A 25108-nucleotide genomic window follows, 5' to 3' on the forward strand; every position below is an offset into this window, starting at 1 on the left:
AACTCCATTCACTGGCGAGTATAGACAGCGACTGAGAATTGCAATGTGAGGACGTAAATCAACTGAAACAGCCGGGACTTGCGTTCAAGGGCACGAATGGAGAAGGATGCAGACGAGTGGTGGCAAACCGATATAACGCAGGTGCATCAAGGATGAAATAATTATGACAAATGCGTCTTAGCATTTTTCGTAAGCCAGCTAAGTTATGTCTTCCCTATTTCATTGCCTTGTTTCCTGGAGTTTTCATGAACACCGCCGCATTGCGCGAGCAGATCCAAAAAGCCCAACAACACGAAAAAGACACCGGCCTGCTGACCCGTCAGCTGGAAAGCAAGCTGCCTCATTTACACCCGGCGATCCAATTGCCGGAAGCCGACGCCAATGGTGTGCTGACGCGTTTTGTCGCCGCCTACATCGATGAAGTGCCAGACCTGCTGGATGCAGCCAATGAAGTCGCCAGGGAAGCGGGAATCGAATCGCAGATCAAACCGGTGCTGAAAATCGCCGAGCAGTATTTCCTCCAGCCGCCAGCCATCATGGCCGGGCACGTTGGCCTGGACAGCCTGCTCGACGAAGCCTATCTGGCGCACCGTTTTGTCGAAGAGGTCAACGACCTGTACATCAAGCATTTCGGCCAGCCACTGATCCCCCTGGACATGACGGTCGCCAACTTGATTGCTCACCAATTGATCGGTGAGGAATTTGCCAACCAACTGGACGAAGCGGTGCATCACGCGATCGACGAGATGCTCAACGACGAAAGTTTTGCCCTGGAATCGGTAGAGGTCTACCGCGACAAACTCAGCAGCCCGGACACCGGCGCCGCGTGGAAACGCTGGCCGTGCATGGGCCGGCGACTGGGTGTGGGTCTGGAGCTGGACCAGCCCGCCGCCTGAGTTACACACAATCGAATGTAGGAGCTGCCGCAGGCTGCGATCTTTTGATCTTTTACAATCAAAATCAAAAGATCGCAGCCTGCGGCAGCTCCTACAGGGGTTGAGTTCAACCAGCAAATTTAGCCGGCCGCGCCGATTCCGGTATTGGTCCGCACCCTGCCTTCAAGCCTGCGCTTCAACCCCCGCGACTCGATCAACAGCTTCGAGCCCTTCGCCGCATTCGCCCGGCCCCATTCTTCCAGCAACTCCAGACACGAATGGTCGATGTAGCTCAGGTTATTGAGCGGCACATGCACCGTCGTCCCCTGCGGAATACTGCCCAGCACTTGCGTCAGCGCCGGCACCTTGAGGAATGTCGCCGCACCGACCAAACGCAACTCCATCTCACCGTCCTGCGGCAGATCGATCAGGCTGATCTTCAACCGTGACGCCTTGAACGCCAGTTTCAACATCGTCAAACCGAAACCGATCAACACGCCTGTCAGCAGGTCAGTGAAGATGATCGCCAGCGCCGTCGCCGCGTAGGTGAACATCGGCATCCGCCCATAACGGCCCAGACCTCGAAACGCCTTGAGATCGACCAGTTTGAAACCGGTGTACACCAGCACACCGGCCAGGCTCGCCACCGGAATGCTTTGCAGCACACTCGACAGCAACAGCACGAACGCCAAAAGCCACAGGCCATGGAAGATCGTCGAGTAACGCGTGGTCGCGCCGGCCTGGACGTTGGCCGAACTGCGCACGATGACCCCGGTCATCGGCAGCGCGCCGAGCAGACCGCAGAGCATGTTGCCGACACCTTGCGCCGACAGTTCCCGGTCGAAATCCGAACGCACGCCGCTGTGCATGCGATCCACCGCTGCGGCGGACAACAACGTTTCCGCGCTGGCGATAAATGCCACGGCAAACGCAGCGATCAACAGCGTCGGATCGGCCAGACTGAGCAGATCTGCCGGCTTCAACCAATCAATGGCTTCCGCCAGATTCGCTGGCACTTCAACGCGCTTCACCTGCAGGGCCAGCAACAGACTTGCCCCGGTCGCCAGACCCACACCGAGCAATGCCCCGGGAACGAAGCGCAGCGAATGCGGGCGAAATTTCTCCCAGAGCCACATCACCGCGATGGTCGACAGCCCGAGCAACCCGGCCTGCCAGCCAAACGACGGCAAGGCCTGCGCCACCGCCGCGGGGAACGCCGTAAGGTTATCCAGCCCCGAGGGCTTCGGTGATGCATCGAGCATCACATGCACCTGCGACAGCACGATCAACACGCCAATCCCCGCCAGCATCCCATAGACCACCGCTGGCGCTGTGACCCGAAACCAGCAACCGAGCTTCAAGCGTCCGGCGACCAGTTGCAGAAAACCGGCAAGCAAAAGAATCGGCCCGAGCATCTCGATGCCGTGCTGGCGCACCAGTTCAAACACCAACACCGCCAGACCCGCCGCCGGCCCACTGACCTGTAACGGCGAACCTGCCAGCCAACCGACCACCAGACCACCGATGATCCCGGTGATCAGCCCTTTGGCCGGCGGCAACCCTGACGCGATCGCAATACCCATGCACAGCGGCAGGGCGACCAGAAACACAACCACTGAAGCGAGCAGCTCCCGTGGCAACACCGCTTTCAATTGAGCCGCACGCATGGCGATTCTCCCGAAGTTTTCTTCAGGCATGGCAAGGCCGGGTCGCTGAATCAGCGACCGGCGTCAAACCACACAGATGTTTAGGAGGATTTAGAAGCGCGCTTTGGGCGTCGCCACCGGAATCGGATGGCTGCCGTCGAGCGGCAGGAAACGTCCCTGATCCGCGTCGTAAGCTTTGATTTCGCTGGTTTCGATATCGTAGACCCAGCCATGGATGAACAAATGACCGTTCGCCATGCGCGAGGCTACCGAAGGATGGGTACGCAAGTGCTGCAATTGGGCGATGACGTTTTCCTCGGTGAGGATCGGCATGCTTTCTTTTTCGTCGGCGCAGTTACAGTTCTCATGCACCATGGTTTTCGCGACTTCAGCGTGGCGCAGCCAGGCTTTGACTGTCGGCATTTTTTCCAGGCTGTCCGGATTGAGCACTGCACGCATGGCGCCGCAATCGGAGTGGCCGCAGATGATGATGTGCTGTACGCCGAGCGCCAGTACCGCGTATTCGATTGCGGTGGAAACGCCGCCGTTCATCTGCCCGTAAGGCGGCACGACGTTGCCGACGTTACGGGTTACGAACAGATCGCCGGGCGAGCTGTGGGTGATCAGCTCGGGGACGATGCGCGAGTCGGCGCAAGTGATGAACATCGCTTTTGGCGCCTGGGCCGTGGCGAGTTTCTTGAAGAGTTCTTCCTGCTGTGGGAAGACCTCATGATGAAAATGCAAAAAGCCGTCTACGATCTGTCGCAGCGCTGCATCGGCGGATTCCGCTTCAGGGGTTTGCGCCGACGCAGCCAACGGCTGTTTATCCTTGTCACTCATGATTCATCCTCTTTGGCGGATTAGGGGAGTCATTCCCATGTATTCCGGTATGAAGCCAGTGGCTGTTTAAAACATCCGGGTCATCCCGACCCGTCAGTCACTCGATGAACAAGGTAGCCGCCGAAACTTAACTCAAACTGAATCAAACGCTCTAGAACGTGTGTTCCAGGTCACAAAAAACGTGACTGGGTGATTTCGGCGGAAGGATTCCAACCCCTCAACCATAGGTCAATTGTCGCTAAATCAACGACATCTGGCGACCCGGCGGACAGAAGGCCGTGCAATCGAGGTTATAGCCCTCGCGGTGATTCAGGCCCAGACGTTTGATTGCCTTGGCGAAACGTTGCGCGAGCAGGTCGGCGAACACCCCTTCACCGCGCATACGCGCACCGAAACGACTGTCGTAGAGCTCACCGCCGCGGCTTTGGCGGATCAGGCTCAGCACATGCGCGGCCCGTTGCGGATAGTGCGCCGCCAGCCATTCTTCGAACAGCGGCGCCACCTCCAGCGGCAGACGCAGCATCATGTAGGCAGCGCTTTGCGCGCCGGCGGCGTGGGCCTCGCTGAGCAGGCTTTCGATTTCGCTGTCGTTGATCATCGGAATCATCGGTGAACACAGCACGCCGACCGGAATGCCGGCCTCGCGCATCACCCGAATGGCGCGCAACCGCGCTTTGGGTGCGGCGGCGCGCGGTTCGAGGATGCGTTTGAGTTCGTCGTCCAGCGTGGTCAGGCTGATCATCACCGCCACCAGCCGTTGCTGCGCCAGTTCGGTGAGCAGGTCGAGGTCGCGCAGAATCAGCGAGCCCTTGGTGACGATGGTCACCGGGTGCTTATAGCGCAGCAGCACTTCGAGGGTCTGGCGGGTGATTTTGTGTTCACGCTCGATTGGCTGATACGGGTCGGTGTTGGAACCCAGATTGATTGGCGCGCATTGATAGCCTTTTTTCCCGAGCTGTTCTTCCAGCACTTGGGCGGCGTTGGTCTTGGCGATCAGCTTGGTTTCGAAATCCAGCCCCGGCGACATGTCCCAATAGGCGTGGCTGGGCCGTGCGTAGCAATAGATGCAGCCGTGTTCGCAGCCTCGGTAGGGGTTGATCGAGCGGTCGAAGGGCAGATCCGGAGAGGTGTTGCGGGTAATGATGGTTTTTGCGGTTTCGAGAATCACCTCGGTGCCTTGGGTCAGCGGCACTTCCTGATACCAGCCGTCATCCTCGGCCACCGAACGGTTCGGCGCGAAGCGGTTATGCGGGTTGCTGGCGGTGCCGCGGCCACGGGGCGGGAGAGGATTGATCATTGGGGCAGGCTCCGTGTCTGTATATGCATACAGTACCTGAGCCAGGCCGGTGCGATCCAGTACCGTTCAGCGTTGGAATAATGGCTGAGTGGCAAAGTTAATATATATGCAAAGGCGAAGTACAACCCGAGATACATATGTTCCGTTGTCGCGACAAGTTATCGAATATAGTCTTTGGCACTTCCAAGGGTTGTTGTCCGGTAATCAGGTTAAAAGGATTTAATTAATGTCTTATCTCAATCAGCGTGGCGTATTCGTGCAAATGATGCTGCCAAATGCTTCGGAACCCAACACCATTGTTTCGATGCAACTGGCGCGCAAGGAGCTGGGCTGGAATGCCGAGCAAGAGCTGTCCACCGAGACGCTGGTCGATTCGATCTACGTGGTGGCGGTGTCCGGTGACCGTGGCAAGACCTTCACTATTCGCAGCAACAAGAAAGATGTCGACGGCGATGGTGATATTGATAACGATGACAAGGCGAAGTTGATTGCACTGGCCAAGGCTTATGTAAGTATCGTTAATCCTTAAAAGCGAAGTTTGTTGCGCTATACGTATAGTAAAAACCCTGCATGAATGATTCATGCAGGGTTTCTGCTTTTAATGATGTTCTGTTACTTGGCCAAGATCATCAGTGGATGTTGTTTTCATATCGTCGCTGCGTAGGCCCGCAACCTCCTTGGCGCTGACCGGCGCGCCTTTGTTACCCCAACTGCCACGGATGAAACTCACCACATCCGCCACTTCCTGATCCGACAGGCGCCAGGCGAAACCGGGCATGGTGAAGGTCGAGGGTGCTGTATGCGTCGCCGGCAATGTGCCGCCCTTGAGCACGATGTGGATCAGCGACGTCGGGTCTTCCGATTGCAGTACCGGATTGCCCGCCAGCGCCGGGAACACCCGGGTGTAGCCATGGCCATCGGTGCGATGGCACGCGGCGCAGTTGTCGATGTATACCGAAGCACCGCGCTGACTGTCATCGCCGTTCCACAGGGCTTTCGCCGCTGTCTCGTCGTACTGATGCGGCTGATCGTTCGGATCAGTGGCCGGCAGTGACTTGAGGTAGCGGGCAATCGCTGTCAGGTCGGCGTCGGTCATGTATTGCATGCTGTGGGTGACCACATCGCTCATGCCGCCGAACACCGCGCTGCGATCGCTGCGACCGGTCTTGAGGAACTGCACCAGTTGCTCTTCGTTCCAGCCGCCGAGGCCATCCTTGTGATCGCCGCGCAGGCTTTTGGCGATCCAGCCTTCCAGCGGCGCACTGCCGGCGAGGAAGGTTGTACCGTCAGCGGCGCTCAGGGATTTCTCCTGCATGGTCAGGGCGCGCGGCGTATGGCACGCGCCGCAATGGCCAAGGCCCTCGACCAGATACGCGCCACGATCGATCACCGGGTCGGTACTCGTCGCTTGGTAATCCTCGACCTTCGGCGCAAACATCCAGCGCCAGCCCATCAGCGGCCAGCGCATGCTGAGTGGCCACGGAATATCGCTGGCCTTGTTCTCTTGCACCACCGGTTCGACGCCGTGCATGAAGTACGCGTACAGCGCTTGCATGTCGGTTTCGCTGACACGCGCGTAGGACGGATACGGCATCGCCGGGTACAACGTACTACCGTTTTTGGCGACGCCATGGCGCACGGCCTGATCGAAGTCTTGGAAGCTGTATTCGCCGACGCCGGTCTTGTCCGGAGTGATGTTGGTCGAGTAAATGGTGCCGATCGGGGTTTCCATCGGCAGGCCACCGGCAAACGGTTTGCCGCCCTTGGCGGTGTGGCACGCCACGCAGTCACCGGCGCGGGCCAGATATTCGCCCTGTTTGATCAGACTTTGATCAACGTCGGCCGCATGAATGGAGGCACTGCCGAGCAGCGCCAGGGTCGCGATAACGAGATTTTTCATGGTCATCGCTCCTTAAGCCTGAACCAGCGGGCCGGGGTTTTTCAGGTATTGCTCGCGGATCGCCTTCGCCGACCAGTAGGTCAGTGCCGCAACCAGGCCGGTCGGGTTGTATCCAAGGCCCTGCGGGAATGCCGAGGCACCCGGCACGAAGACGTTGTGTACGTCCCAGCTCTGCAGATAACGGTTCAGCGCGCTGGTCTTCGGATCGGTGCCCATGATCGCGCCACCGTTAAGGTGCGTGGTCTGGTAGGCCGCAGTGTTGAAGTGGTCGCCGACTTTCTTGCCGATCACCGCGATGGCTTTCGGCCCCATCGCTTCAGCGACCTTGCCCATTTTCTCGACCATGAAGCGGTTCATCTTGATGTCGTTTTCCTGCCAGTCGAAGGTCATCCGCAGCAGTGGCAAACCGTAGGCATCGCGGTACACCGGATCGAGATCGAGGTAGTTGCCACGGTAGGACTGATGCGCGCCGTGGGCATCCATCGACACCTGGTGGGTGTAGTAATCGGCGGTCGCACGTTTCCAGGCACTGCCCCACGCGGGAGTGCCCGGCGGGTTCGAGGTACCGGCAATCGGCCGGCTGCCAGCCTGGTTGACCCACATCGGCGAGCCACCGACGAAGCCGTGCGGGCCGTGGTCGAAGTTGTCGGCGTTGAAATCATCCAGCGCCACGCCGTTGCCGCCGGCGCCGATGAAGTTGTTGGTGTGGGTGTCCTTGTCGAAGAACGCCTTGATGGTCGCCATGTTCTGGTAGGCGAAGTTACGCCCGACCACGCCTTCGCCGCTGATCGGGTCGTACGGTTTGCCGATGCCGGAAAGCAGCATAAGGCGCACGTTGTGTAACTGGAACGCGCCGAGGATCACCAGATCCGCCGGTTGCTCGATCTCGCGACCCTGAGCGTCGATGTAGGTGACGCCGGTGGCTTTGCTTTTCGTGCTGTCGAGGTTGATCCGCAGCACGTGGGCGTTGGCGCGCAGCTCGAAATTCGGCAGCGGTTTCAGCGCCGGCAGAATGTTCACGTTCGGCGAAGCCTTGGAATACATGTAGCACACGTAACCGCTGCAGAAACCGCAGAAGTTGCACGGGCCCATCTGCGCGCCGTAAGGGTTGGTGTAAGGCCCCGACGTATTCGCGGAGGGCAGGTTGTAGGGTTTGTAGCCGACTTCTGTCGCCGCTTTGCCGAACAGCTGTGCGGAAACCGTATTCTTCTGCGCTTCCAGCGGAAACGGGTTGGAGCGATCCGGTGCGTACGGGTTACCGCCCTTGCCCTGGCCGACCAGTTGGCCTTTCACCGTCCACGCCTGACCCGAAGTGCCGAAGACTTTTTCAGCGAAATCGAAGAACGGTTCCAATTCTTCATAGCTGACGCCGAAGTCCTGGATGGTCATGTCCTTGGGGATAAAGCTTTTGCCGTAGCGCTCTTCGTAGTGGCTGCGCATGCGCAACTCGATCGGGTCGACCCGGAAGTGCACGCCCGACCAGTGCAGGCCGGCACCGCCGACCCCATTGCCCGGCAGGAACGCGCCCAACTGGCGGTTCGGCAGGGCGATGTCATTGACGCTGTGGCGGATGGTGACAGTTTCTTTGGATATGTCCTGAAAGAGTTTTTTCCGAACGCTGTAGGTGAGTTCGTCGATCACCTGTGGATAGTTGCCGTCGGGGTAAGTGTCCTGCATCGGCCCGCGCTCCAGCGCCAGCACGTTGAGGCCCGCTTCGGTCAATTCCTTGGCCATGATCGCGCCGGTCCAGCCGAAACCGACGATCACTGCGTCAACCTTCTTCATTACCGTTGCCATGCTTACGCCCTCTCGCCGCGAATCGAAACTGCCGGGAAGGGGTATTGCTCGTTGCGTTCCACCCAATCCATGAAATCGGCGCGGGCGCCGGGGAAGCCGATCATGGTCCAGCCGACCATGCCTTTGTTGCCACCGTGGATCGGGTCGCAGAAGAACCCTTCCTTGGTGTTTTGCAGCAGCAGATTGAAGAAAATCTTCGCTGGAACGGCGTCGAATTGCGGCTTGCCGGCTTCGAGTTGCTTGAGCAAATCGTCTCGGGTAGCGCTGTCTTGCTCAGCAAATATTTTACCGTTGAGGGATTTTGCCCACTGATCCGTGGCGGCGATGCCGAGGCGGTAGATCTCTTTGGGCACCAGTTTGCTCTGCCAGCCCATTTCCGGCGCGGCGTCGGCATTGAACGGGCCTTGCATGTACCAAAGGGCACCGGCGGCGTACGGCGTGTTCATCTGGCGGTCGATGTATTCCGGTACACCGGCTTCCAGCGCGCCCGGGCCTTGGGCATCGCTGGGGATCAGTTGCGCGACGGCGGCATTGATGAACGCCCATTCTTCGGCGGTGAAGTAGTTCGGCTGATACACGCCGGCTTCAGCGCGAGCGGGTTGCGCGACCGGTGCCGCAGGCGCGGCTTCGGGCGCCGCTTGCAGGACGCTGCTGCCCAGGCTGGTGCCAGCCAGGGTGACCACCGGGATCAAGGTCAGGGATTTGCGCAAAAACTCACGCCGCGGGTTGTCTCGATCTTCATCAGACATGGAGAAGCACCTCATCAGGGCATTAGGGGTGGCCGCTTCTGCGAGCGACTTGAAGATTTCTTGTCGAGACGGGACCGGTCTGACCCGGAGAAAAGGGACACGTCTGCAACATCATGTGACAAATGGTAGCAGGCTAAGGATCCGGATAAACCGATTCAGCGGAAAAAAGTCTGGTTTGTCGCCCCGGCGCGCGATGAAAGCACACCGATTCACGTTTCTTTGACCAGCGGCTCACGGGGCTTTGACTGCTAACCATCGAAGCTGCGATTCCTTTCATCGATGAATCCCGAAACGGTCACCCCAGCATGTCCCAAGTTCGTTTTCTTTCTGTTTTGTGCCTGTCGCTTTTCGCTCTGTTGCCGCTGATGCCAGCCCAGGCTGCTGCCGGCGCCGCCACTGGCCGCCCGGCTGATTGGGCGCAGACGGTCGAAGTGCAATACAACTTGTTCCAGATGTCGCCGACCCTGTACCGCAGCGCTTTGCCTGACGCCGGCGCGGTGCCGCTGCTGAAAAATCTCAAAGTCGCCACGGTGATAAACTTTCTTCCGGAAGCCGATAGCAATTGGCTGTCCGAACCTGGCATCAACCAGGTGCAATTGCCCTACCGCACCAATCATGTCGACGACGCTGATGTGCTCAAAACCCTGCGTGCGATTCAGGCTGCCGAAGCCAATGGCCCGGTGTTGATGCATTGCAAGCACGGTTCCGACCGCACCGGCCTGATGGCGGCGATGTACCGAGTGGTGATTCAGGGCTGGAGCAAAGAGGATGCCTTGAGCGAAATGACCCAAGGCGGTTTCGGCGACAGTACCCACTTCAAGGACGGTATTCGTTACATGATGCAGGTGGATGTCGACAAATTGCGTACGGCGTTGGCCAATGGCGATTGCAGTACCAGTGCTTTCGCCACCTGCTCGATGAAAAGCTGGTTCAAGTCCGCCCACGTCGAGTGATCGGTCAGTCCGGTTGCGCTGCCAGATCAGCGGCGACCGGCTGGCCCATAAAGGTTTCCAGCGCGCTGAATAGCGAAGTCGAATCACCAGAGAAGAACGCTTCACGCAGTTCCCGGCCGGTTTGCGCATTGAAGACCCCATCGCGCTCAAAGCGCTTGAACGCTTCGCTGGCCAGTACGCCTGACCATTTGTAGGCGTAGACCGAGGCTTCGTAACCGGTCACCAGATAATCGAAACTGTTGGCAAGGCGGCAATACGCGGGCACTTGCAACTGCGGTATTTGTTGCAGCACCGCTTCGAAGCACTGTTGCGCGTTTCGGCCGTTTTCTTCGCTGCGGTGCAATTCCAGATCGAATAAAGCCTCAAGCAGCAACGTGGCGGTATCGCGGCTGGTGTGCGTGGCGATGGCGGCCAGCGCTGACGTTAGCCGTGTGCGGCTTAGTGGCGCACGGGTTTTGTAGTGTACTGACAGCCACTGAAGCAGCTCCTCTGAAAGACTTAATTGTTCGAACAGTTGCCCGGCGAACTCGCCCGTATCACGCCCCAGTTGCGAGATACCCGACAGGTTGTGATGGGGCGAGCGGGTCAGCACCTGTTGCAGGCAATGCCCGAACTCATGGAAAAGCACGCGCAGGTCTTTATGTGAAAGCAGGCAGGGATGCTCGCTGGTCGCGGACGGGAAGTTGCAGTGGAGGATGGCGATCGGCAGGGCTGGCCGGCCCTCGGCATTGATGCGTCGGTTGCGCACAGTATTGGTCAAGGCAAAGTCAGGGGCGTCCTCGCGATGAAACGGATCAACGTAGATGTACCCCATCACCTGATCGTATTCGCTGACCTCCAACAGGCGCACATCCTCGTGCCAATGGCTGAGGTCTTGCTGCTCTGCCAGTTTGATACCGAACAGGTGTTCATTGAACTGGCAGAACCGGCGCAGCGTTTCATCCAGCGGAAAATACTCGCGAAGTCCTTTCAGTGTGCTCGCCGAGCGTTGCTGGCGTAATTGCTCAGCAAAAAACTCGAAATCCCAGGCCTGCAGTTCTGCGACGCCTTGCGTTGCGGCGAATGCTTGCAGCGCCTGTATGTCCTGCTCCAGTGATGCGCGATTGTGCTCGATCTGCTGCTTTAGAAAATGTTCGACCTGAGCGGGCGAGTTGGCCATGTGATTCGAAAGCCGCAGATGGGCAAAGCTCTCGAAACCCAGCAACCTGGCTTTTTCATGGCGTAACCCGAGTAACTTTTGCAAGACCGGACCGTTGTCGAACCGAAGAGCCTGCGGTCCTTGATCCGAGGCCCGGGTGCAATAAGCGCGGAAATACTCTTCGCGCAAACTCCGGTCTCGCGCATTTTTCATGAAGTATTCGTAAGTGTTGCGATCCAGCGTCAGCAACCAACCGCTTTTTCCCGTTCGACGCGCATTCAGCGCCAGTCGATCCTTGAACGCGGCTGACAAGCCGTCGAGCGTCGCCGCCTGGTCAATCTGCTTGCTCCAGGCGGCATTGCTGCGCTCCAGATTGATCTGGAACAATTGCTCCTGAAACTCGATGTCGAGGTTTATTGCGGTTAACCGCTGTCGCTGATCGGCGGGCAATTCGATGCCCGACCGACGAAAAGCGCGCAGTGTCTTGGCCAGCGACGCTTTGCGAAAGTCATCAAAGCTCTCGGCGATCGGGCTCTGCTGCAGACGTTGATACGTGTGGTAAAGCTCCAGGTTGGCAGCCTTCTGCACCCGATAGCGAGCCGCAGTAATGCTGCACAGGGCGCTTTGCTCTATCCAGTCGATGTCCGTGGTTTTGACGGTCGAGAGCACTTCAATGATGCCCATGGTTTCAGCGAGCCGTGCGTCGGCTTCGGCGACGGCCACCACCAGATCATCCCAATTGGGGTGGTCGGTCTGGGTGGCGATCACTTCGGCGATGATCCGCTGATTATCGGCCACGATGGCATTGATGGCGGGTGCCAGGTGCTCGGCCTTCACGTCGGACCAGGCCGGCAGCTGCCAGCGTTGTAGCAGAGGATTGGTAGGGGGCATCGCGTCTTCCTTGACCGCAGGTTGAAAAAATTCAGCCTACGGAGAAAGCGCAAGGGCAAGGCATTAGATAGATACCACCTCGCACCGCTGATTCGGTGCGAGGTCGTCATGGCTCAATTGGGCTGGTCAGGCTTTTTTTTCAGTTTCGGGTTGGGAAAAAACTGCACGGCCTGCACGGTCTTGTCCGGCGCGGGTTTGTTCAGCGCGCTGGTGTTGACCCGCGTGCCCAATTCTTTCGGTACCGAAAGACCTTGCTCGTTGAGTGTGTCGGAGTAACCGCAAGCCACACATTCACGGTGCGGCACGCTGTCCTCGTTCCACATCATCAACTTGTCCGGCTCGCTGCACGCCGGGCACACAGCCCCGGCGATAAAGCGCTTCTTGGTAATCACAGGCCCCTCACTCATGCTGCCGCGTCCTCACTCAGGCCGCTGTGGCGCAAGAGTGCGTCAATCGACGGCTCACGGCCACGGAAGTCGACGAACAGCACCATCGGTGCCTGCGAACCGCCGCGCGCCAGAATTGCTTCGCGGAAGGCGCGACCGGTGTCAGCGTTGAGCACGCCGTCTTCTTCGAACTTCGAGAAGGCATCGGCCGACAGCACCTCAGCCCACTTGTAGCTGTAGTAACCCGCCGCATAACCGCCGGCGAAGATATGCGCAAAACTGTTGGGGAAGCGGTTGTAGGCCGGTGGACGCATCACCGACACCTCGTCACGCACGCCTTCCAGCACTTGTGCAACGCTGCGGCCGTCACCGTGGGTGGCGTGCAGCTCGAAGTCGAACAGCGAGAACTCCAGCTGACGGACCATCATCAGGCCGGACTGGAAGTTTTTCGCCGCGAGCATTTTTTCCAGCAGGTCCTGCGGCAGCGGCTCGCCGCTTTCGTAGTGACCGGAAATCAGCGCGAGGCCTTCCGGCTCCCAGCACCAGTTTTCCATGAACTGGCTCGGCAACTCGACCGCATCCCATGCCACGCCGTTGATGCCGGAAACACCGGCATGCTCGACACGGGTCAGCAAGTGATGCAGACCATGACCGAATTCGTGGAACAGCGTGGTCACTTCATCGTGGGTCAGCAGCGCAGGCTTGCCGCTGTCGGCCGGGGTGAAGTTGCACACCAGATTGGCCACCGGGCTTTGCAGCACGCCGTCGACGGTACGACGACGGTCGCGCGCGCCGTCCATCCACGCACCGCCTCGCTTGTTGGCGCGGGCATAGAGGTCGAAGAAGAAGCGGCCGACGTGCTGGCCGTTTTCCTTGATCTCGAACAGACGAACATCCGGGTGCCAGGTGTCGAAGCCTTTCTGTTCGGCGATCTCGATGCCGTACAGTCGCTGGACGATGGCGAACAACCCGCCCAGCACTTTATCGATCGGGAAATAGGCACGCAGGGTTTCCTGAGCAACGCTGTAGCGTTGTTCACGCAGTTTTTCACCGTAGAAACCGCTGTCCCAGCTTTGCAGATCGGCGCAGCCCTGTTCGGCGGCGTAGGCGCGCAGCTGTTGCAGATCCTGCTCAGCGAACGGTTTGCTGCGCTTGGCCAGATCGCGCAGGAAGCTCAGCACCTGATCGCTGGACTCGGCCATTTTGGTGGCCAGGCTTAGCTCGGAGAAGCTGGCGAAACCCAAGAGTTTGGCCAGTTCCTGACGCAGGTCGAGGATCTCTTCCATCACCGGGCCGTTGTCGTTCTGGCCGGCGTTCGGGCCTTGATCCGAGGCGCGGGTGCAGTAGGCGGCGTAGACTTCTTCACGCAGCGCACGGTCTTGCGCGTAGGTCATCACCGCGTAGTAACTCGGGAATTCCAGAGTGATCAGCCAGCCTTCGAGGCCTTTGGCTTGCGCCGCTGCTGCCATTTGCGCCTTGGCCGAATCGGTCAGGCCGGCGAGGGCGGCTTCATCGGTGACGTGCTTGGTCCACGCCTGCGTGGCGTCGAGCAGTTGGTTGGAAAAGCGGCTGCCCAGCTCGGACAGTTTGCTCTGCACTTCGGCATAGCGCTTCTGCTCGGCTTCTGGCAGGTCGATACCCGACAGACGGAAGTCACGCAGGGCGTGTTCCAGAATAGTCTTTTGCGCCACGTCGAAGCCGGCGGCTTGCGGGCTGTTGGCCAGCGCTTCATAAGCCTGGAACAGTTCGCGGTTCTGGCCCATCTCGGTGGAGTAGGCGCTCAGGGCTGGCAGGCACGACTCGTAGGCTTCACGCAGTTCGGCGCTGTTGCACACGGCGTTGAGGTGGCTGACCGGGCTCCAGGCAGCGCCGAGGCGATCATTGAGTTCGTCCATCGCCAGTACCAGGCCGGCCCAGGTCGGGTTCTGGACTTGGCTCTTGAGGATTTCGGCGATGGCGGCGCGGTTGTCGGCCAGGATCGTTTCGATGGCGGGCAGGACGTGTTCGGCACGGATCGTGGAGAACGGTGGCAGGTCGTAGGACTGCAGCAGAGGGTTGTTCACGCTCACGGTTGGCACCTTGGCTGGGGAAACATGCAACCATCTTAATTACAATCGGCATTCACCGCAGCTATCGGCGACAGAGAGAGAAATTATCGTGTCCGTTCGCAAGTACCAGAATCACACCCCGCGCTTGAGCAAAGGCGCGTTTGTCGACGGCTCGGCGGTGGTTATCGGCGACGTCGAAATCGGCGAAGACAGCTCTGTCTGGCCGCTAACCGTGATCCGTGGCGACATGCACCGCATCCGTATCGGTGCGCGCACCAGCGTGCAGGACGGCTGCGTGTTGCACATCACCCACGCCGGCCCGTTCAACCCGGACGGTTTCCCGCTGCTGATCGGCGATGATGTGACCATCGCCCACAAAGTCATGCTGCATGGTTGCACCATTGGCAGCCGCGTGTTGATCGGCATGGGCAGCATCGTCATGGACGGCGCGGTGGTCGAGGACGACGTGATCATCGGCGCTGGCAGCCTGGTGCCGCCGGGCAAGCGCCTTGAAAGTGGCTTCCTTTATGTCGGTAGCCCGGTGAAACAGGTCCGTCCGCTCACCGACAAGGAAACAGCCTTCTTCACCTACAGCGCGGCGAATTACGTGAAGCTCAAGGACCTGCATTTGGCCGAAGGCTACGACCAACTCTGAATTGAATTCGCGACTGCTCAGGAATTCCCATGCATTACCAAACCGTATTGTTTGACCTCGATGGCACCCTCACCGACCCGCGTGAGGGCATCACCCGCTCCATCCAGTTCGCCCTCGCCAAGCTCGGTATCGACGAGCCGGATCTGACCAAGCTGGAACACTTCATCGGCCCGCCGCTATTGCAGGCGTTCATGCAGTTCTATGAGTTTGACGAGGCCAAGGCGTGGCAGGCGGTGAATTTCTATCGTGAGCGCTTCAAAGTCACTGGCCTGTATGAAAACCGTGTGTTTGCTGGTGTTACGCCTTTATTGGAAACCCTGAGCGGGCAGGGACGGCAGCTGTATATCGCCACCTCGAAGCCATGGGAATTCGCCCGCGAGATCGCGCGGCACTTCGACTTCGCCCGGCATTTCAAGGTGATTTACGGCAGCGAACTGGATGGCACGCGGACCAACAAGGTTGAATTGATTGCGCATCTAGTGAAGGAAGAAGGGCTGGATCCGGCGGATACGCTGATGATTGGCGATCGCAAGCATGACCTGATCGGCGCGCGCAGCAATGGCCTGGATGCAGCGGCGGTCGGTTACGGGTTTGGCAGTTTTGAAGAGTTGAATGCCGAAGCGCCGGCTTATCACTTTGAAACGCTGGAGGAGTTGCATCAGGCCTTTCTGCGGCGCTGATCAAATTGCTTTCGCGAGCAGGCTCGCTCCCACATTTGGAATGCATCCCCCTGTAGGAGTGAGCCTGCTCGCGATGACTTACTCCCAATCAACTCAACCGTTTGGATCTGCCAACATTTTCAAAGCCGCCTTACGCTCAGCCCCCGGCAACCCACCCAACCGCTCAACCTGCGCATAAAACCTCAGCCAATCCCCCCCAACCTGCCTGAACAACGCCGCAAACGCCGGCACCCACTGGTCATACAGCCCAAACGGCAACAACCGCGCATTGTTCAACGGCGCATTCACCCAAGCGTCATAACGCTTGTCCCCGGCCCACTGGTTGTCCCTCATCATTCGGTATTCGCGGCGAAACAGCTCGAACTCCGCCGCTTTGCGTTCGCGCATTTGTTCAGCGGGCAATGCCTGCGCATACAGCTTCTCCAGCCGTGACCGCACATCAAGCACCAACGCGATGAACTGATCACGCTGCTGTAACCGTGAGTCAGTATCCGCCGGCAACCCGCGAAACGCCCGCCACTGCCGCGTGCCTTCCTGCTCGACAAATGTGGCAAAGGACTCGTTGAACTCGGTGTCGTCCTTCACATAAAAGCGTTGATGCGCCAGCTCGTGAAAGATCAGCGTGGCCAGACGCTCATCGCCCCAACCCATCATCGAATTGAGGATCGGGTCGTTGAACCAGCCGAGCGTCGAGTAAGCCTCAACACCGCCAATCGACACGTCCATGCCCTGCAGGCGCTGGATCGCCGCTTCGCCTCGCGCGGCACTCTGACTGTAATAACCGCGATAGGCCACGCAGCCGGCAATCGGGAAGCAATGGTTCTGTGGCGTCAGGGAGAACTCCTGCGTGGCAAACACATTCCACACCACAAACGGCCGGCCGATGTCGGCATACAGGCGATAGCTCTGGTTATCCGGCAAATGCAGGTGTTCGCTGGCGAAGGCGCGGGCCTTCTGCGATTGCGCCAGGTGTGTGCGCAATTTCGCGTCGCGGCTTGGGTCGGCAATGACTTTTTCCACGGGTTCCCGCGCCCGCAGCAGTTGCAGTTGGCCGCTGGCCAACTGACTGTAATAGCTGACGCTGGCGCAACCGTTGAGCAACAAAAACAACACACCCGGAAACAAAACCCGAAAAACGCGATCAAGTAACCCAAGGCTTGGAAATGGCCTGATCAAAATAAGAAATCCCCCGGAGAGTCTGCCCGCAAGACTATCCCGCCTAAAGGAGCACCGCTATGCGCATATTGATGCTGACAGGGGGCCTGCTGACGCTGGCCGGTTGTGCCAATTTCGGAATGCCCGATCCCGACCCTTCGCAAGCCTGGATCGACCTTGATGCCCGGCAGCAGGACACGTCGTTGCAAGCGCTGAAGGTCGATAGCAGCGTGACCGACGACAAACGTTACTTCGAAGTGCAGCCAGGCAGCCATGAGTTGAAGGTGCGTTATCAGTTTCCGGTGGAGGCGACCAATATCGGTCCCGACGCTGAGCCGCTGTGGCGCGATTGCCAGTTGAGCGTGAAATTCAAGGACTTCAACGCCGGCCAGCGTTATCAGTTGCAGGCCGGCAGTATCGGCTTTCGACCATGGGCCAAGCTTTATGACGAGCAGCGCAAAGTGGTAGGTCAGGGCACACCGGCAGGCTGTCAGCGCACCTGATCGGCGCTATGCTGAGGATTCACATCCTTGGAAATTCATCATGCGCCAGTTGCTGTTGTTGCTCGCTGCCGGTCTTTTGGCCGGTTGTCAGACGCCTTTGCCCCCGGCCGATCCGCACATGGCCTGGGTCGATTTTTCGACGCCGACACCCGGCGGTAAAGTGCTGATGGCCGAGCGTCTCGACAAACAGCGACTGAATGACGGGCGCTACTTTCAGGTCACCCCCGGCAGCCACGAACTGCGCGTGCGGTTCGATTTCGAAGTGTTTGGTGGTGGCGGCAGCTTGATGAACGGCCCGGTGGAGCGGCTGTGCTACCTGTACATCCGCTATGACCATTTCGAGGCCGGGCAGCGTTATGTGCTGGAGGGGCGTTCGCTGGGGTTCACTCCGAGTGCCCGGCTGTACAACGCCAAGCGCGAAATCGTTGCCGAGGATTACGACTACAACTGCATTATCTGAGGCGACTCAGCTGTCGTTCTTCTGATAGATGATTTTCTTGCGGCCATAATCGCAAGTGCCGACAACCATGGCGATATCGTGTTTTGCAGCCTCTTTCTTGCTGACGATTTCCAGCGTGTAGGAGGGCACGGCTTTGGCCTGAATCTTGATTTCGATCTCTTTCTTGAGTTCTTCGCAGTCTTTGGGTGCCGCAATGACAGAAGTGGCCAGTGCACTGCAGAGAATCGCCAAGCCAATACGTTTCATGAGTGAAGCTCCCTGAGGCAGCGCGCACGGGTGTGCGCTGAAGCTGCTGTCATTGATTCGACCATACTTTTACAGCGAGGGTTCTGACTTCGCTCACAAGTTGTGCTGAAGGTTTCAAACCTTGGTTGATCTGCAGATGGCTATCGCGAGCAGGCTCACTCCTACAGGGGATCTTCGTCGCTCACAATAATTGTGTCCGCTGGAGATCAACTGTAGGAGTGAGCCTGCTCGCGATAGCGTCAGACCGGTCAGCGACAAATTAGCTGACCAGCGAAGCGTCTAGCGTAATCTTCGCATTAAGTACCTTGGACACCGGGCACCCTTCCTTGGCCTTGTTGCTCAGCTCTTCGAACTGCGCCTGCGTCGCCCCCGGAATTTTCGCCTTGAGGATCAGTTTCACCGCCGTGATCGCGAACCCGCCCTCTACCTGATCGAGGGTCACTTCAGCCTGAGTGTCGATGCTGTCGGCCTTCAGCCCCGCATCGCCCAGAATCATCGAAAACGCCATGGAAAAACAGCCGGCATGCGCGGCACCGATGAGTTCCTCCGGGTTGGTGCCCTTGCCACCCTCGAAGCGGGCCTTGAAGCCGTACGGTGCTTCTCTGAGGACACCGGTTTCAGTGGAGATCGAGCCAATACCGGTTTTCAGATCACCTGCCCAATGTGCGGATGCTTTCTTAACGATAGCCATGTCTGCCTCCTCAATATCTGGCGCGGAAACGCCGCGTCGTCGTGGTTTTTACTTGCAAGGCTTCTGAGGATAGACGCCGCAGCAAAGTTCAGCCCGGTTGAATAGTTGACTTTTTTAGTAGGAAATTTCGACTCGGCTATTGAAACTCGGGTATATGCCCTCATTGCACAAAACACGCTTATGAATTCGGCAGGTTTTCGTTCGCAAGAAAAACCTGCCTCCCCACTCGGAGACGCAGGTTTATGAAACAACTGTCCGACGTAAAATTTTCCACCCTCGATCTGGTACCGGTGCGCGAAAACGCCAGCCCGGCGCAATCGCTGCGCAACTCGCTGGATCTGGCGCAGCACGTCGAGAAATTCGGCTACACGCGGTTCTGGGTGGCCGAACACCACAACATGGATGGTATCGCCAGTTCCGCGACCTCGGTATTGCTGGGCTATCTGGCTGGTGGTACGTCGACCATTCGTGTCGGCTCCGGCGGCGTGATGCTGCCCAACCATGCGCCGCTGGTGATCGCCGAGCAGTTCGGCACACTGGAAAGCCTGTATCCGGGGCGTATCGACCTCGGTCTGGGCCGCGCGCCCGGTTCCGATCAGATGACTGCTCGAGCGCTGCGCCGTGAACGCTCCGGCAGCGCCGATGATTTCCCCGAAGACGTCGCCGAACTGGTGCGCTACCTCGGCCCGCGTACCCCGGATCAGCGCGTGATCGCCATGCCCGGCACCGGCACCAATGTGCCGATCTGGCTGCTCGGTTCCAGCCTGTTCAGTGCGCAACTGGCCGGTGAGCGCGGCTTGCCTTACGCCTTCGCCTCGCATTTCGCCCCACGTTTCATGCACGAGGCGATCCGCGTTTATCGTAATCACTTCAAGCCGTCGGCGGTGCTCGACAAGCCGTACGTAATGCTCGGCGTGCCGCTGGTGGCGGCGGACACCGATGAGCAAGCCGATTACCTGGCGACCTCGGTGTACCAGCGCATTCTGGCGCTGATGCGTGGGCAGAGTCTGGTGCAGCGTCCGCCGGTGAAAACCATGGATGGCTTGTGGTTGCCCCATGAGCGTGAGGCGGTGGGGGATTTCCTTGGGCTGGCGATGGTGGGTGGCCCGCAGAAGATCCGCGCGAAGCTGGAGGTGCTGATTGAGCAGACCCAGGCGGATGAGCTGATTTTTACCAGTGATCTCTACGAACACGCTGATCGTGTGCATTCCTACGAGTTGTTGGCGCAGGTGATGAAGGGCTGAAAGGCCAAAAAACACCCTCACCCTAGCCCTCTCCCGGAGGGAGAGGGGACTGACCGAGGTGTTCTTGCGCCCAACATCGACCTGAAAACTCCAGTCGTACTCAGGTTCTGAACAACCCCCGATCTGCTCCCTTTCCCCCTCGCCCCCCTGGGGGAGAGGGCTGGGGTGAGGGGGATCAATCTCAAACACACCACAAAACTTTCAGACACAAAAAAGCCGACGCCTTCACGTCGGCTTTTGCATTTCAGGCACGACCAGTCTACTTCGTGTAGACGATGACCTTGGCGCCGCCTTCGCAGGTGCCAACAACCTTGCCACCAGCTGCCGCACCCTTATCAACAATCTCCAGCGAATACCCGGAAACGCCCTTGGCATCCAGCTTCGCCGCAATCTCGCTTTTCAGCTCTTCACATGGCTTGCCGGCAGCAAACGCACCACCCGCAAGGCTCAACAAACCTACTGCCAACATGAACTTCTTCATCGGTCGCACTCCCTGGTCGGATTAAAAGAGGCGGGCATCGAGTCGTTCACTCGATGCAGCCACCCTGTAGCGCTTTGCCATTCCTATGGCACTCGGCCAGCGCGCAAGTTCAGAAGACTAGACCAAACTCAGCTGCTGGCAATCCTGAAGCCGACTTTCAGCGTCACCTGAAAGTGCGCAGCCTTGCCGTCCTTGATGTGGCCGCGGGTATCGACCACTTCAAACCACTCAAGATGCTTGATGCTCTTGTTGGCTTCGGCCAGCGCGTTGTTGATGGCGTCTTCGATGCTGCTGGCGGACGAACCGACCAGCTCGACTTTCTTGTACGTGTGATGGTCACTCATAACGATCTCCTTGGCGTGTGGAATTGAGACTAGCAGTGAATCTGCACTGTTGATTTCGGTGGCTGTGCGCGGACGAAGTTCAGATTTTCTGCACTTTCTCAAACCGCTGAAGTCCCAACCAACACACGCCACTCATCACCAATGCAGGAGAGCCACCATGGCCAACACCTCTTTACGTAAAGCCTCGTTGCAAAGCATGGAAGCCGAGATCGAGAGTCTGCTCAAATCGTTGGAAAGCTTGAAGGACGACGCTTCGGACGAGTCGCGCAAGACCCTCAAGGCGCTGAAAAGCAATGCCGAAAGTGCGCTGAAACATTCACGTCACTTGCTCAGCGATGCCTATGAAGAAGTCAAAGTGAAAACCCGCGAAACCGGGATCGCCACCCGTGATTACGCCCAGGAACATCCGTGGACGACGGCCGGTGTGGCAGTCGGTGCGATCGGTCTGCTCGCGGCTTACTTGCTGTTCAAGCGCGGCGAGTGATCGCTCTGGCGCAGCTCGTTCTTGAGCCATTGCGCCAGTTGCCGGGCGCGTCCGTCTGCGGCGCGCTTGGGTAGCCACAACGCCAGTTGCGCCGGGGTTTCACAGAAACCCCATGGCGCAACCAGGCGACCGGCCTTCAAATCTTCCGTCACCAGTGGCTCCGGCGCGATGGCCACGCCGAGGCCAGCAACGGCTGCTTCCAGCAAATAATATAAATGCTCAAAACCTTGCCCGAGCTTCAACGCTTTTGCGTCGAGGTCGCTTTGCTGTGCCCAGCTTGGCCAGGCTTGTGGGCGCGAGGTGGTGTGCAGCAGCGGTTCATCGAGCAGCGCTGAGGCTGGCGCTGTTTGCAGGCGCGGATAGCCGCTGAACAGCGGACTCATCACTGGGCCGATGCGTTCTGCGGCGAGTTCGTAGACCTGCATGTCTGCCGGCCAAGGTGGCTCGGCGAATAGCAGCAAGGCATCCAGTCCTGGACGACGGGGGTCAAGATCGCCTTCTCCCGCCGACAGGTGCAGACGCAAATCCGGCAGATCGGCATTCAATCGCCCCAAGCGCGGAATGAACCAGCGTGCCAGCAGACTTCCGGAGCAACCCAGGACGAACGGCGCATCGGCGGTGCTCTGCGTGAGTTCAGCACAAACACTGCGCAACCGGTCAAACGCCTCACCGCTGGCATCGCGTAAACGCATGCCGGCATCTGTGAGTTTTAAGCCGCGTCCGTCCTTGACGAACAGACTGACAGCGAGATGTTCTTCAAGCGCTTTGAGCTGGCGACTGACCGCGCCATGGGTGACGTGCAGCTGTTCCGCGGCTTGGCTGACGCTGTTCAGCCGGGCGGTAGCTTCGAACGCGCGCAGGGCGTTCAGCGGAGGAAGATCGTGGCTCATGGTATCTGTGAGTTTTCCTGACAGGTTGTGGCGATCTTATCGGTTTTCAGCTTAGAAGGTCAGGGGTAGAGTGGTCGTCATTGTCTTTTGACCCGAATTCACCTGGAGCGACTCATGACCCAGACTTCGAACACCTCTGATCTGCGTAACGGCCCGGACGATAACGGCCTGTTCGGCGCGTTCGGTGGCCGCTACGTGGCGGAAACCCTGATGCCGTTGATCCTCGATCTGGCCCGCGAATACGAAGCGGCCAAGGAAGATCCGGCGTTCAAAGAAGAATTGGCCTACTTCCAGCGCGATTACGTCGGACGTCCGAGCCCACTGTATTTCGCCGAGCGCCTGACCGAGTTTTGCGGCGGCGCCAAGATTTATCTCAAGCGCGAAGAGCTGAACCACACCGGCGCGCACAAGATCAACAACTGCATCGGCCAGATCCTGCTGGCGAGGCGCATGGGCAAGAAACGCATCATCGCCGAGACCGGCGCCGGCATGCACGGCGTTGCCACTGCCACCGTCGCCGCACGTTTCGGTCTGGATTGCGTGATCTACATGGGCACCACTGACATCGAACGTCAGCAGGCCAACGTCTTCCGCATGAAGCTGCTCGGCGCTGAGGTGATTCCGGTCGTGGCCGGCACCGGTACCCTGAAAGACGCGATGAACGAAGCGCTGCGTGACTGGGTGACCAACGTCGACAACACCTTCTACCTGATCGGCACCGTGGCCGGCCCACATCCATACCCAGCGATGGTTCGCGACTTCCAGGCCGTCATCGGCAAGGAAACCCGTGATCAGTTGCAAGCGCAGGAAGGTCGTCTGCCGGACAGCCTGGTGGCGTGCATCGGTGGCGGTTCCAACGCCATGGGCCTGTTTCACCCGTTCCTCGATGACAAGAGCGTCGAGATCATCGGCGTTGAAGCGGCCGGTTACGGCATCGAAACCGGCAAGCACGCGGCGAGCCTGAACGGCGGCGTTCCGGGTGTGCTGCACGGCAACCGTACTTTCCTGCTGCAGGACGACGATGGCCAGATCATCGACGCCCACTCGATTTCCGCCGGCCTCGACTATCCAGGCATCGGCCCGGAACACGCGTGGTTGCATGACATCGGCCGTGTTCAGTACACCTCGGTGACTGACGACGAAGCTCTGGATGCGTTCCACAAATGCTGCCGCCTGGAGGGGATCATTCCTGCCCTGGAAAGCGCCCATGCCCTGGCTGAAGTGTTCAAACGTGCACCGAAGCTGCCGAAGGATCACCTGATGGTGGTCAACCTGTCGGGCCGTGGCGACAAAGACATGCAGACCGTCATGCACCATATGGAACAGTCGAAGCAGGAGAAACACTGATGAGCCGCCTGCAAACACGTTTTGCCGACCTCAAAGAACAGAACCGCGCGGCGCTGGTGACCTTCGTCACCGCCGGTGATCCGGACTACGACACCTCGCTGGCGATCCTCAAAGGCTTGCCGGGCGCGGGCGCCGATGTGATCGAGCTGGGCATGCCGTTTACCGACCCGATGGCCGACGGCCCGGCGATTCAACTGGCGAACATCCGCGCCTTGGGCGCCAAGCAGAACCTGGCGAAAACCCTGCAAATGGTTCGCGAGTTCCGTGAAGGCAACAGCGATACGCCGCTGGTGCTGATGGGCTACTTCAACCCGATCCACATGTATGGCGTCGAGCGCTTCATCGCTGATGCGAAAGAGGCCGGTGTCGATGGTCTGATCGTGGTCGACATGCCGCCTGAACACAACGCTGAGCTGTGCGATCCGGCACAGGCTGCCGGTCTGGACTTTATCCGCCTGACCACGCCGACCACCGATGATACGCGTCTGCCGAAAGTGCTCAATGGCAGCTCAGGTTTTGTTTACTACGTGTCGGTCGCCGGTGTGACCGGTGCTGGCGCCGCAACGCTGGAACATGTCGAAGAGGCGGTCACTCGTCTGCGTCGTCATACCGATCTGCCGATCAGCATCGGTTTCGGCATCCGTACCCCGGAGCAAGCGGCGTCCATCGCGCGTCTGGCCGACGGCGTTGTGGTGGGCTCGGCGTTGATCGATCACATCGCCAATGCGATCACGCCTGCTCAAGCCGTCGACGGCGTATTGGGCTTGTGCTCGGCACTGTCGGAAGGCGTGCGTAAGGCCCGCGTCAGTTGAAGGTAAAGTTCCTGATACAGAGGAATTAGCGCTTCGCGGCACAGACTAAATGAGCAAGACCGAGGGCTTCAGAACATCGTTCTGAAGCCCTTTTTGCTGTTTGTGCCGTGAGGAAATACCCGATGAAAATGCCGAAACGTCTGATGGCCGGACTGGGTGTGCTGATGATCAGCGCGACGCCGCTGCTGGCCAGCGCTGATCAGCGCGACGATCACGACCACGGCGGCCCGCAGCAGGGCCATTACGATAACCGTGGCGACAATCACGGTGATGATCACCGTGGTCCGCAAAATGATCATCGAGGTGGCCCGCCACCGCGCGACTTTGGTCCGGTGCGTCAGACCATTCGTGACAACCATGGCTACTTTGTACGCGGTGCACCGCCGCCTCCGGGGATTCATCTGGAGCGTGGCCGGCCGTTGCCGCATGGGTATTACGGCGAGCGTCTGGATAATCGGGCGTTAGGTCGTTTGCCGGTGTATCCGGGCTACGAATGGCGCCGGGCGGGGGGCGACATTGTGCTGATCGCGGTGGGCACCGGGATCGTTTACGAGATTCTCGACGGGGTTTTGTATTAATCCTTAGTCAGTCAAAAG

Annotated in this window: 27 protein-coding genes; 12 read left to right on the forward strand and 15 right to left on the reverse strand. The window is 59.0% G+C overall.

The window, feature by feature from the left end; translation table 11 throughout:
* The first annotated feature begins 245 nt into the window (after positions 1-245).
* Complete coding sequence (locus PspS49_RS00420) at positions 246-896, forward strand: hypothetical protein (RefSeq protein WP_127925325.1); 651 nt, start codon at positions 246-248, stop codon at positions 894-896.
* Between the two features lie 119 nt (positions 897-1015).
* On the opposite strand, the gene PspS49_RS00425 is transcribed toward PspS49_RS00420, so the two are convergent.
* The 3 genes from PspS49_RS00425 to PspS49_RS00435 form a co-directional block, all read right to left on the reverse strand.
* Entirely contained in the window at positions 1016-2542 is a 1527-nt protein-coding gene (locus PspS49_RS00425; RefSeq protein ID WP_122604742.1) for a SulP family inorganic anion transporter, read from the reverse strand.
* A 90-nt stretch (positions 2543-2632) separates the two neighbouring features.
* Complete coding sequence (locus PspS49_RS00430; protein WP_007911720.1) at positions 2633-3361, reverse strand: carbonic anhydrase; 729 nt, start codon at positions 3359-3361, stop codon at positions 2633-2635.
* A gap of 238 nt (positions 3362-3599) precedes the next feature.
* Positions 3600-4658 carry a PA0069 family radical SAM protein gene (locus tag PspS49_RS00435; RefSeq protein WP_127925326.1) on the reverse strand — a complete coding sequence of 353 codons (1059 nt, stop codon included), beginning with the start codon at positions 4656-4658 and terminating at the stop codon, positions 3600-3602.
* A gap of 226 nt (positions 4659-4884) precedes the next feature.
* Here PspS49_RS00435 and PspS49_RS00440 point away from each other — a divergent pair, with 226 nt between their 5' ends.
* Positions 4885-5187: a hypothetical protein gene (locus PspS49_RS00440; RefSeq protein WP_127925327.1), complete on the forward strand. Its 303-nt coding sequence runs from the start codon at positions 4885-4887 to the stop codon at positions 5185-5187.
* A 69-nt stretch (positions 5188-5256) separates the two neighbouring features.
* Here the strand turns inward: PspS49_RS00440 and PspS49_RS00445 are convergent, their stop codons facing one another.
* Genes PspS49_RS00445 through PspS49_RS00455 form a run of 3 tightly spaced genes read right to left on the reverse strand, consistent with a single transcriptional unit; the run spans position 5257 to position 9104 of the window.
* Entirely contained in the window at positions 5257-6558 is a 1302-nt protein-coding gene (locus PspS49_RS00445; RefSeq protein ID WP_160037671.1) for a cytochrome c, read from the reverse strand.
* Between the two features lie 12 nt (positions 6559-6570).
* Positions 6571-8355, reverse strand: coding sequence for a GMC family oxidoreductase (locus PspS49_RS00450; protein ID WP_160037673.1), 1785 nt, complete (start codon positions 8353-8355; stop codon positions 6571-6573).
* Between the two features lie 2 nt (positions 8356-8357).
* Entirely contained in the window at positions 8358-9104 is a 747-nt protein-coding gene (locus tag PspS49_RS00455; RefSeq protein ID WP_160037675.1) for a gluconate 2-dehydrogenase subunit 3 family protein, read from the reverse strand.
* Between the two features lie 305 nt (positions 9105-9409).
* Between PspS49_RS00455 and PspS49_RS00460 the strand changes: the two genes are divergently transcribed.
* On the forward strand, positions 9410-10057 hold the full coding sequence (locus tag PspS49_RS00460; protein WP_127925331.1) for a dual specificity protein phosphatase family protein: 648 nt from the start codon (positions 9410-9412) through the stop codon (positions 10055-10057).
* A 4-nt stretch (positions 10058-10061) separates the two neighbouring features.
* Here PspS49_RS00460 and PspS49_RS00465 read toward each other — a convergent pair whose 3' ends face one another.
* The 3 genes from PspS49_RS00465 to prlC all read right to left on the reverse strand — a co-directional run bounded on the left by PspS49_RS00465 (position 10062) and on the right by prlC (position 14541).
* Complete coding sequence (locus PspS49_RS00465; protein WP_160037677.1) at positions 10062-12086, reverse strand: M3 family metallopeptidase; 2025 nt, start codon at positions 12084-12086, stop codon at positions 10062-10064.
* A gap of 113 nt (positions 12087-12199) precedes the next feature.
* Complete coding sequence (locus PspS49_RS00470) at positions 12200-12493, reverse strand: YheV family putative zinc ribbon protein (protein WP_127925333.1); 294 nt, start codon at positions 12491-12493, stop codon at positions 12200-12202.
* Positions 12490-14541 (reverse strand): oligopeptidase A, encoded by a 2052-nt coding sequence (gene prlC, locus PspS49_RS00475; RefSeq protein WP_160037679.1) that lies wholly within the window; start codon positions 14539-14541, stop codon positions 12490-12492. Before prlC ends, PspS49_RS00470 begins: the two co-directional genes overlap by 4 nt.
* An 88-nt stretch (positions 14542-14629) precedes the next feature.
* Between prlC and PspS49_RS00480 the strand changes: the two genes are divergently transcribed.
* Positions 14630-15175 (forward strand): gamma carbonic anhydrase family protein, encoded by a 546-nt coding sequence (locus PspS49_RS00480; protein ID WP_127925335.1) that lies wholly within the window; start codon positions 14630-14632, stop codon positions 15173-15175.
* Between the two features lie 29 nt (positions 15176-15204).
* Complete coding sequence (locus PspS49_RS00485) at positions 15205-15855, forward strand: HAD family hydrolase (RefSeq protein WP_127925336.1); 651 nt, start codon at positions 15205-15207, stop codon at positions 15853-15855.
* A 93-nt stretch (positions 15856-15948) separates the two neighbouring features.
* Here PspS49_RS00485 and PspS49_RS00490 read toward each other — a convergent pair whose 3' ends face one another.
* Entirely contained in the window at positions 15949-17031 is a 1083-nt protein-coding gene (locus tag PspS49_RS00490; protein ID WP_160037681.1) for an aminopeptidase, read from the reverse strand.
* A 59-nt stretch (positions 17032-17090) separates the two neighbouring features.
* Between PspS49_RS00490 and PspS49_RS00495 the strand changes: the two genes are divergently transcribed.
* Entirely contained in the window at positions 17091-17513 is a 423-nt protein-coding gene (locus tag PspS49_RS00495) for a hypothetical protein (RefSeq protein WP_095113091.1), read from the forward strand.
* Between the two features lie 40 nt (positions 17514-17553).
* The gene (locus tag PspS49_RS00500) at positions 17554-17973 is read left to right on the forward strand and encodes a hypothetical protein (protein WP_127925339.1); all 420 of its coding nucleotides are present in this window, start codon (positions 17554-17556) and stop codon (positions 17971-17973) included.
* A 6-nt stretch (positions 17974-17979) separates the two neighbouring features.
* Here PspS49_RS00500 and PspS49_RS00505 read toward each other — a convergent pair whose 3' ends face one another.
* Complete coding sequence (locus PspS49_RS00505; RefSeq protein WP_122596915.1) at positions 17980-18219, reverse strand: DUF1161 domain-containing protein; 240 nt, start codon at positions 18217-18219, stop codon at positions 17980-17982.
* A gap of 259 nt (positions 18220-18478) precedes the next feature.
* Entirely contained in the window at positions 18479-18910 is a 432-nt protein-coding gene (locus PspS49_RS00510) for an OsmC family protein (RefSeq protein ID WP_127925340.1), read from the reverse strand.
* A gap of 242 nt (positions 18911-19152) precedes the next feature.
* On the opposite strand from PspS49_RS00510, the gene PspS49_RS00515 reads away from it, so the two are divergent.
* Positions 19153-20154, forward strand: a complete 1002-nt coding sequence (locus tag PspS49_RS00515) for an LLM class flavin-dependent oxidoreductase (protein ID WP_150776273.1) — start codon at positions 19153-19155, stop codon at positions 20152-20154.
* Positions 20155-20413: 259 nt separating this feature from the next.
* On the opposite strand, the gene PspS49_RS00520 is transcribed toward PspS49_RS00515, so the two are convergent.
* Both PspS49_RS00520 and PspS49_RS00525 read right to left on the reverse strand, forming a co-directional pair.
* A complete protein-coding gene (locus PspS49_RS00520; RefSeq protein ID WP_150749954.1) occupies positions 20414-20635 on the reverse strand; it encodes a DUF1161 domain-containing protein in 222 nt (73 codons plus the stop codon).
* Between the two features lie 128 nt (positions 20636-20763).
* Complete coding sequence (locus tag PspS49_RS00525; protein WP_007911688.1) at positions 20764-20979, reverse strand: dodecin; 216 nt, start codon at positions 20977-20979, stop codon at positions 20764-20766.
* Positions 20980-21136: 157 nt separating this feature from the next.
* Here PspS49_RS00525 and PspS49_RS00530 point away from each other — a divergent pair, with 157 nt between their 5' ends.
* On the forward strand, positions 21137-21463 hold the full coding sequence (locus PspS49_RS00530; protein WP_007911686.1) for a DUF883 family protein: 327 nt from the start codon (positions 21137-21139) through the stop codon (positions 21461-21463).
* On the opposite strand, the gene PspS49_RS00535 is transcribed toward PspS49_RS00530, so the two are convergent.
* On the reverse strand, positions 21436-22353 hold the full coding sequence (locus tag PspS49_RS00535; protein ID WP_160037683.1) for a LysR family transcriptional regulator: 918 nt from the start codon (positions 22351-22353) through the stop codon (positions 21436-21438). The genes PspS49_RS00530 and PspS49_RS00535 overlap by 28 nt on opposite strands.
* 114 nt (positions 22354-22467) lie before the next feature.
* On the opposite strand from PspS49_RS00535, the gene trpB reads away from it, so the two are divergent.
* The 3 genes from trpB (at position 22468) to PspS49_RS00550 (ending at position 25090) form a co-directional block, all read left to right on the forward strand.
* On the forward strand, positions 22468-23700 hold the full coding sequence (gene trpB / locus PspS49_RS00540) for a tryptophan synthase subunit beta (RefSeq protein ID WP_150749956.1): 1233 nt from the start codon (positions 22468-22470) through the stop codon (positions 23698-23700).
* The gene (gene trpA, locus PspS49_RS00545; RefSeq protein ID WP_160037685.1) at positions 23700-24512 is read left to right on the forward strand and encodes a tryptophan synthase subunit alpha; all 813 of its coding nucleotides are present in this window, start codon (positions 23700-23702) and stop codon (positions 24510-24512) included. Before trpB ends, trpA begins: the two co-directional genes overlap by 1 nt.
* Before the next feature lie 122 nt (positions 24513-24634).
* Positions 24635-25090 (forward strand): anti-virulence regulator CigR family protein, encoded by a 456-nt coding sequence (locus tag PspS49_RS00550; protein WP_160037687.1) that lies wholly within the window; start codon positions 24635-24637, stop codon positions 25088-25090.
* Positions 25091-25108: the final 18 nt, after the last annotated feature.

It is taken from the genome of Pseudomonas sp. S49, from assembly GCF_009866785.1.
Classification (GTDB): Bacteria; Pseudomonadota; Gammaproteobacteria; order Pseudomonadales; family Pseudomonadaceae; genus Aquipseudomonas.

Bases quoted from the DNA above. Each gene is read 5' to 3' on its own strand.
- PspS49_RS00420 (WP_127925325.1), top strand. From the start codon at position 246: ATGAACACCGCCGCATTGCGCGAGCAGATCCAAAAAGCCCAACAACAC.
- PspS49_RS00425 (WP_122604742.1), bottom strand. From the start codon at position 2,542: ATGCGTGCGGCTCAATTGAAAGCGGTGTTGCCACGGGAGCTGCTCGCT.
- PspS49_RS00430 (WP_007911720.1), bottom strand. From the start codon at position 3,361: ATGAGTGACAAGGATAAACAGCCGTTGGCTGCGTCGGCGCAAACCCCT.
- PspS49_RS00435 (WP_127925326.1), bottom strand. From the start codon at position 4,658: ATGATCAATCCTCTCCCGCCCCGTGGCCGCGGCACCGCCAGCAACCCG.
- PspS49_RS00440 (WP_127925327.1), top strand. From the start codon at position 4,885: ATGTCTTATCTCAATCAGCGTGGCGTATTCGTGCAAATGATGCTGCCA.
- PspS49_RS00445 (WP_160037671.1), bottom strand. From the start codon at position 6,558: ATGAAAAATCTCGTTATCGCGACCCTGGCGCTGCTCGGCAGTGCCTCC.
- PspS49_RS00450 (WP_160037673.1), bottom strand. From the start codon at position 8,355: ATGGCAACGGTAATGAAGAAGGTTGACGCAGTGATCGTCGGTTTCGGC.
- PspS49_RS00455 (WP_160037675.1), bottom strand. From the start codon at position 9,104: ATGTCTGATGAAGATCGAGACAACCCGCGGCGTGAGTTTTTGCGCAAA.
- PspS49_RS00460 (WP_127925331.1), top strand. From the start codon at position 9,410: ATGTCCCAAGTTCGTTTTCTTTCTGTTTTGTGCCTGTCGCTTTTCGCT.
- PspS49_RS00465 (WP_160037677.1), bottom strand. From the start codon at position 12,086: ATGCCCCCTACCAATCCTCTGCTACAACGCTGGCAGCTGCCGGCCTGG.
- PspS49_RS00470 (WP_127925333.1), bottom strand. From the start codon at position 12,493: ATGAGTGAGGGGCCTGTGATTACCAAGAAGCGCTTTATCGCCGGGGCT.
- PspS49_RS00485 (WP_127925336.1), top strand. From the start codon at position 15,205: ATGCATTACCAAACCGTATTGTTTGACCTCGATGGCACCCTCACCGAC.
- PspS49_RS00495 (WP_095113091.1), top strand. From the start codon at position 17,091: ATGCGCATATTGATGCTGACAGGGGGCCTGCTGACGCTGGCCGGTTGT.
- PspS49_RS00500 (WP_127925339.1), top strand. From the start codon at position 17,554: ATGCGCCAGTTGCTGTTGTTGCTCGCTGCCGGTCTTTTGGCCGGTTGT.
- PspS49_RS00505 (WP_122596915.1), bottom strand. From the start codon at position 18,219: ATGAAACGTATTGGCTTGGCGATTCTCTGCAGTGCACTGGCCACTTCT.
- PspS49_RS00510 (WP_127925340.1), bottom strand. From the start codon at position 18,910: ATGGCTATCGTTAAGAAAGCATCCGCACATTGGGCAGGTGATCTGAAA.
- PspS49_RS00515 (WP_150776273.1), top strand. From the start codon at position 19,153: ATGAAACAACTGTCCGACGTAAAATTTTCCACCCTCGATCTGGTACCG.
- PspS49_RS00520 (WP_150749954.1), bottom strand. From the start codon at position 20,635: ATGAAGAAGTTCATGTTGGCAGTAGGTTTGTTGAGCCTTGCGGGTGGT.
- PspS49_RS00525 (WP_007911688.1), bottom strand. From the start codon at position 20,979: ATGAGTGACCATCACACGTACAAGAAAGTCGAGCTGGTCGGTTCGTCC.
- PspS49_RS00530 (WP_007911686.1), top strand. From the start codon at position 21,137: ATGGCCAACACCTCTTTACGTAAAGCCTCGTTGCAAAGCATGGAAGCC.
- PspS49_RS00535 (WP_160037683.1), bottom strand. From the start codon at position 22,353: ATGAGCCACGATCTTCCTCCGCTGAACGCCCTGCGCGCGTTCGAAGCT.
- trpB (WP_150749956.1), top strand. From the start codon at position 22,468: ATGACCCAGACTTCGAACACCTCTGATCTGCGTAACGGCCCGGACGAT.
- trpA (WP_160037685.1), top strand. From the start codon at position 23,700: ATGAGCCGCCTGCAAACACGTTTTGCCGACCTCAAAGAACAGAACCGC.
- PspS49_RS00550 (WP_160037687.1), top strand. From the start codon at position 24,635: ATGAAAATGCCGAAACGTCTGATGGCCGGACTGGGTGTGCTGATGATC.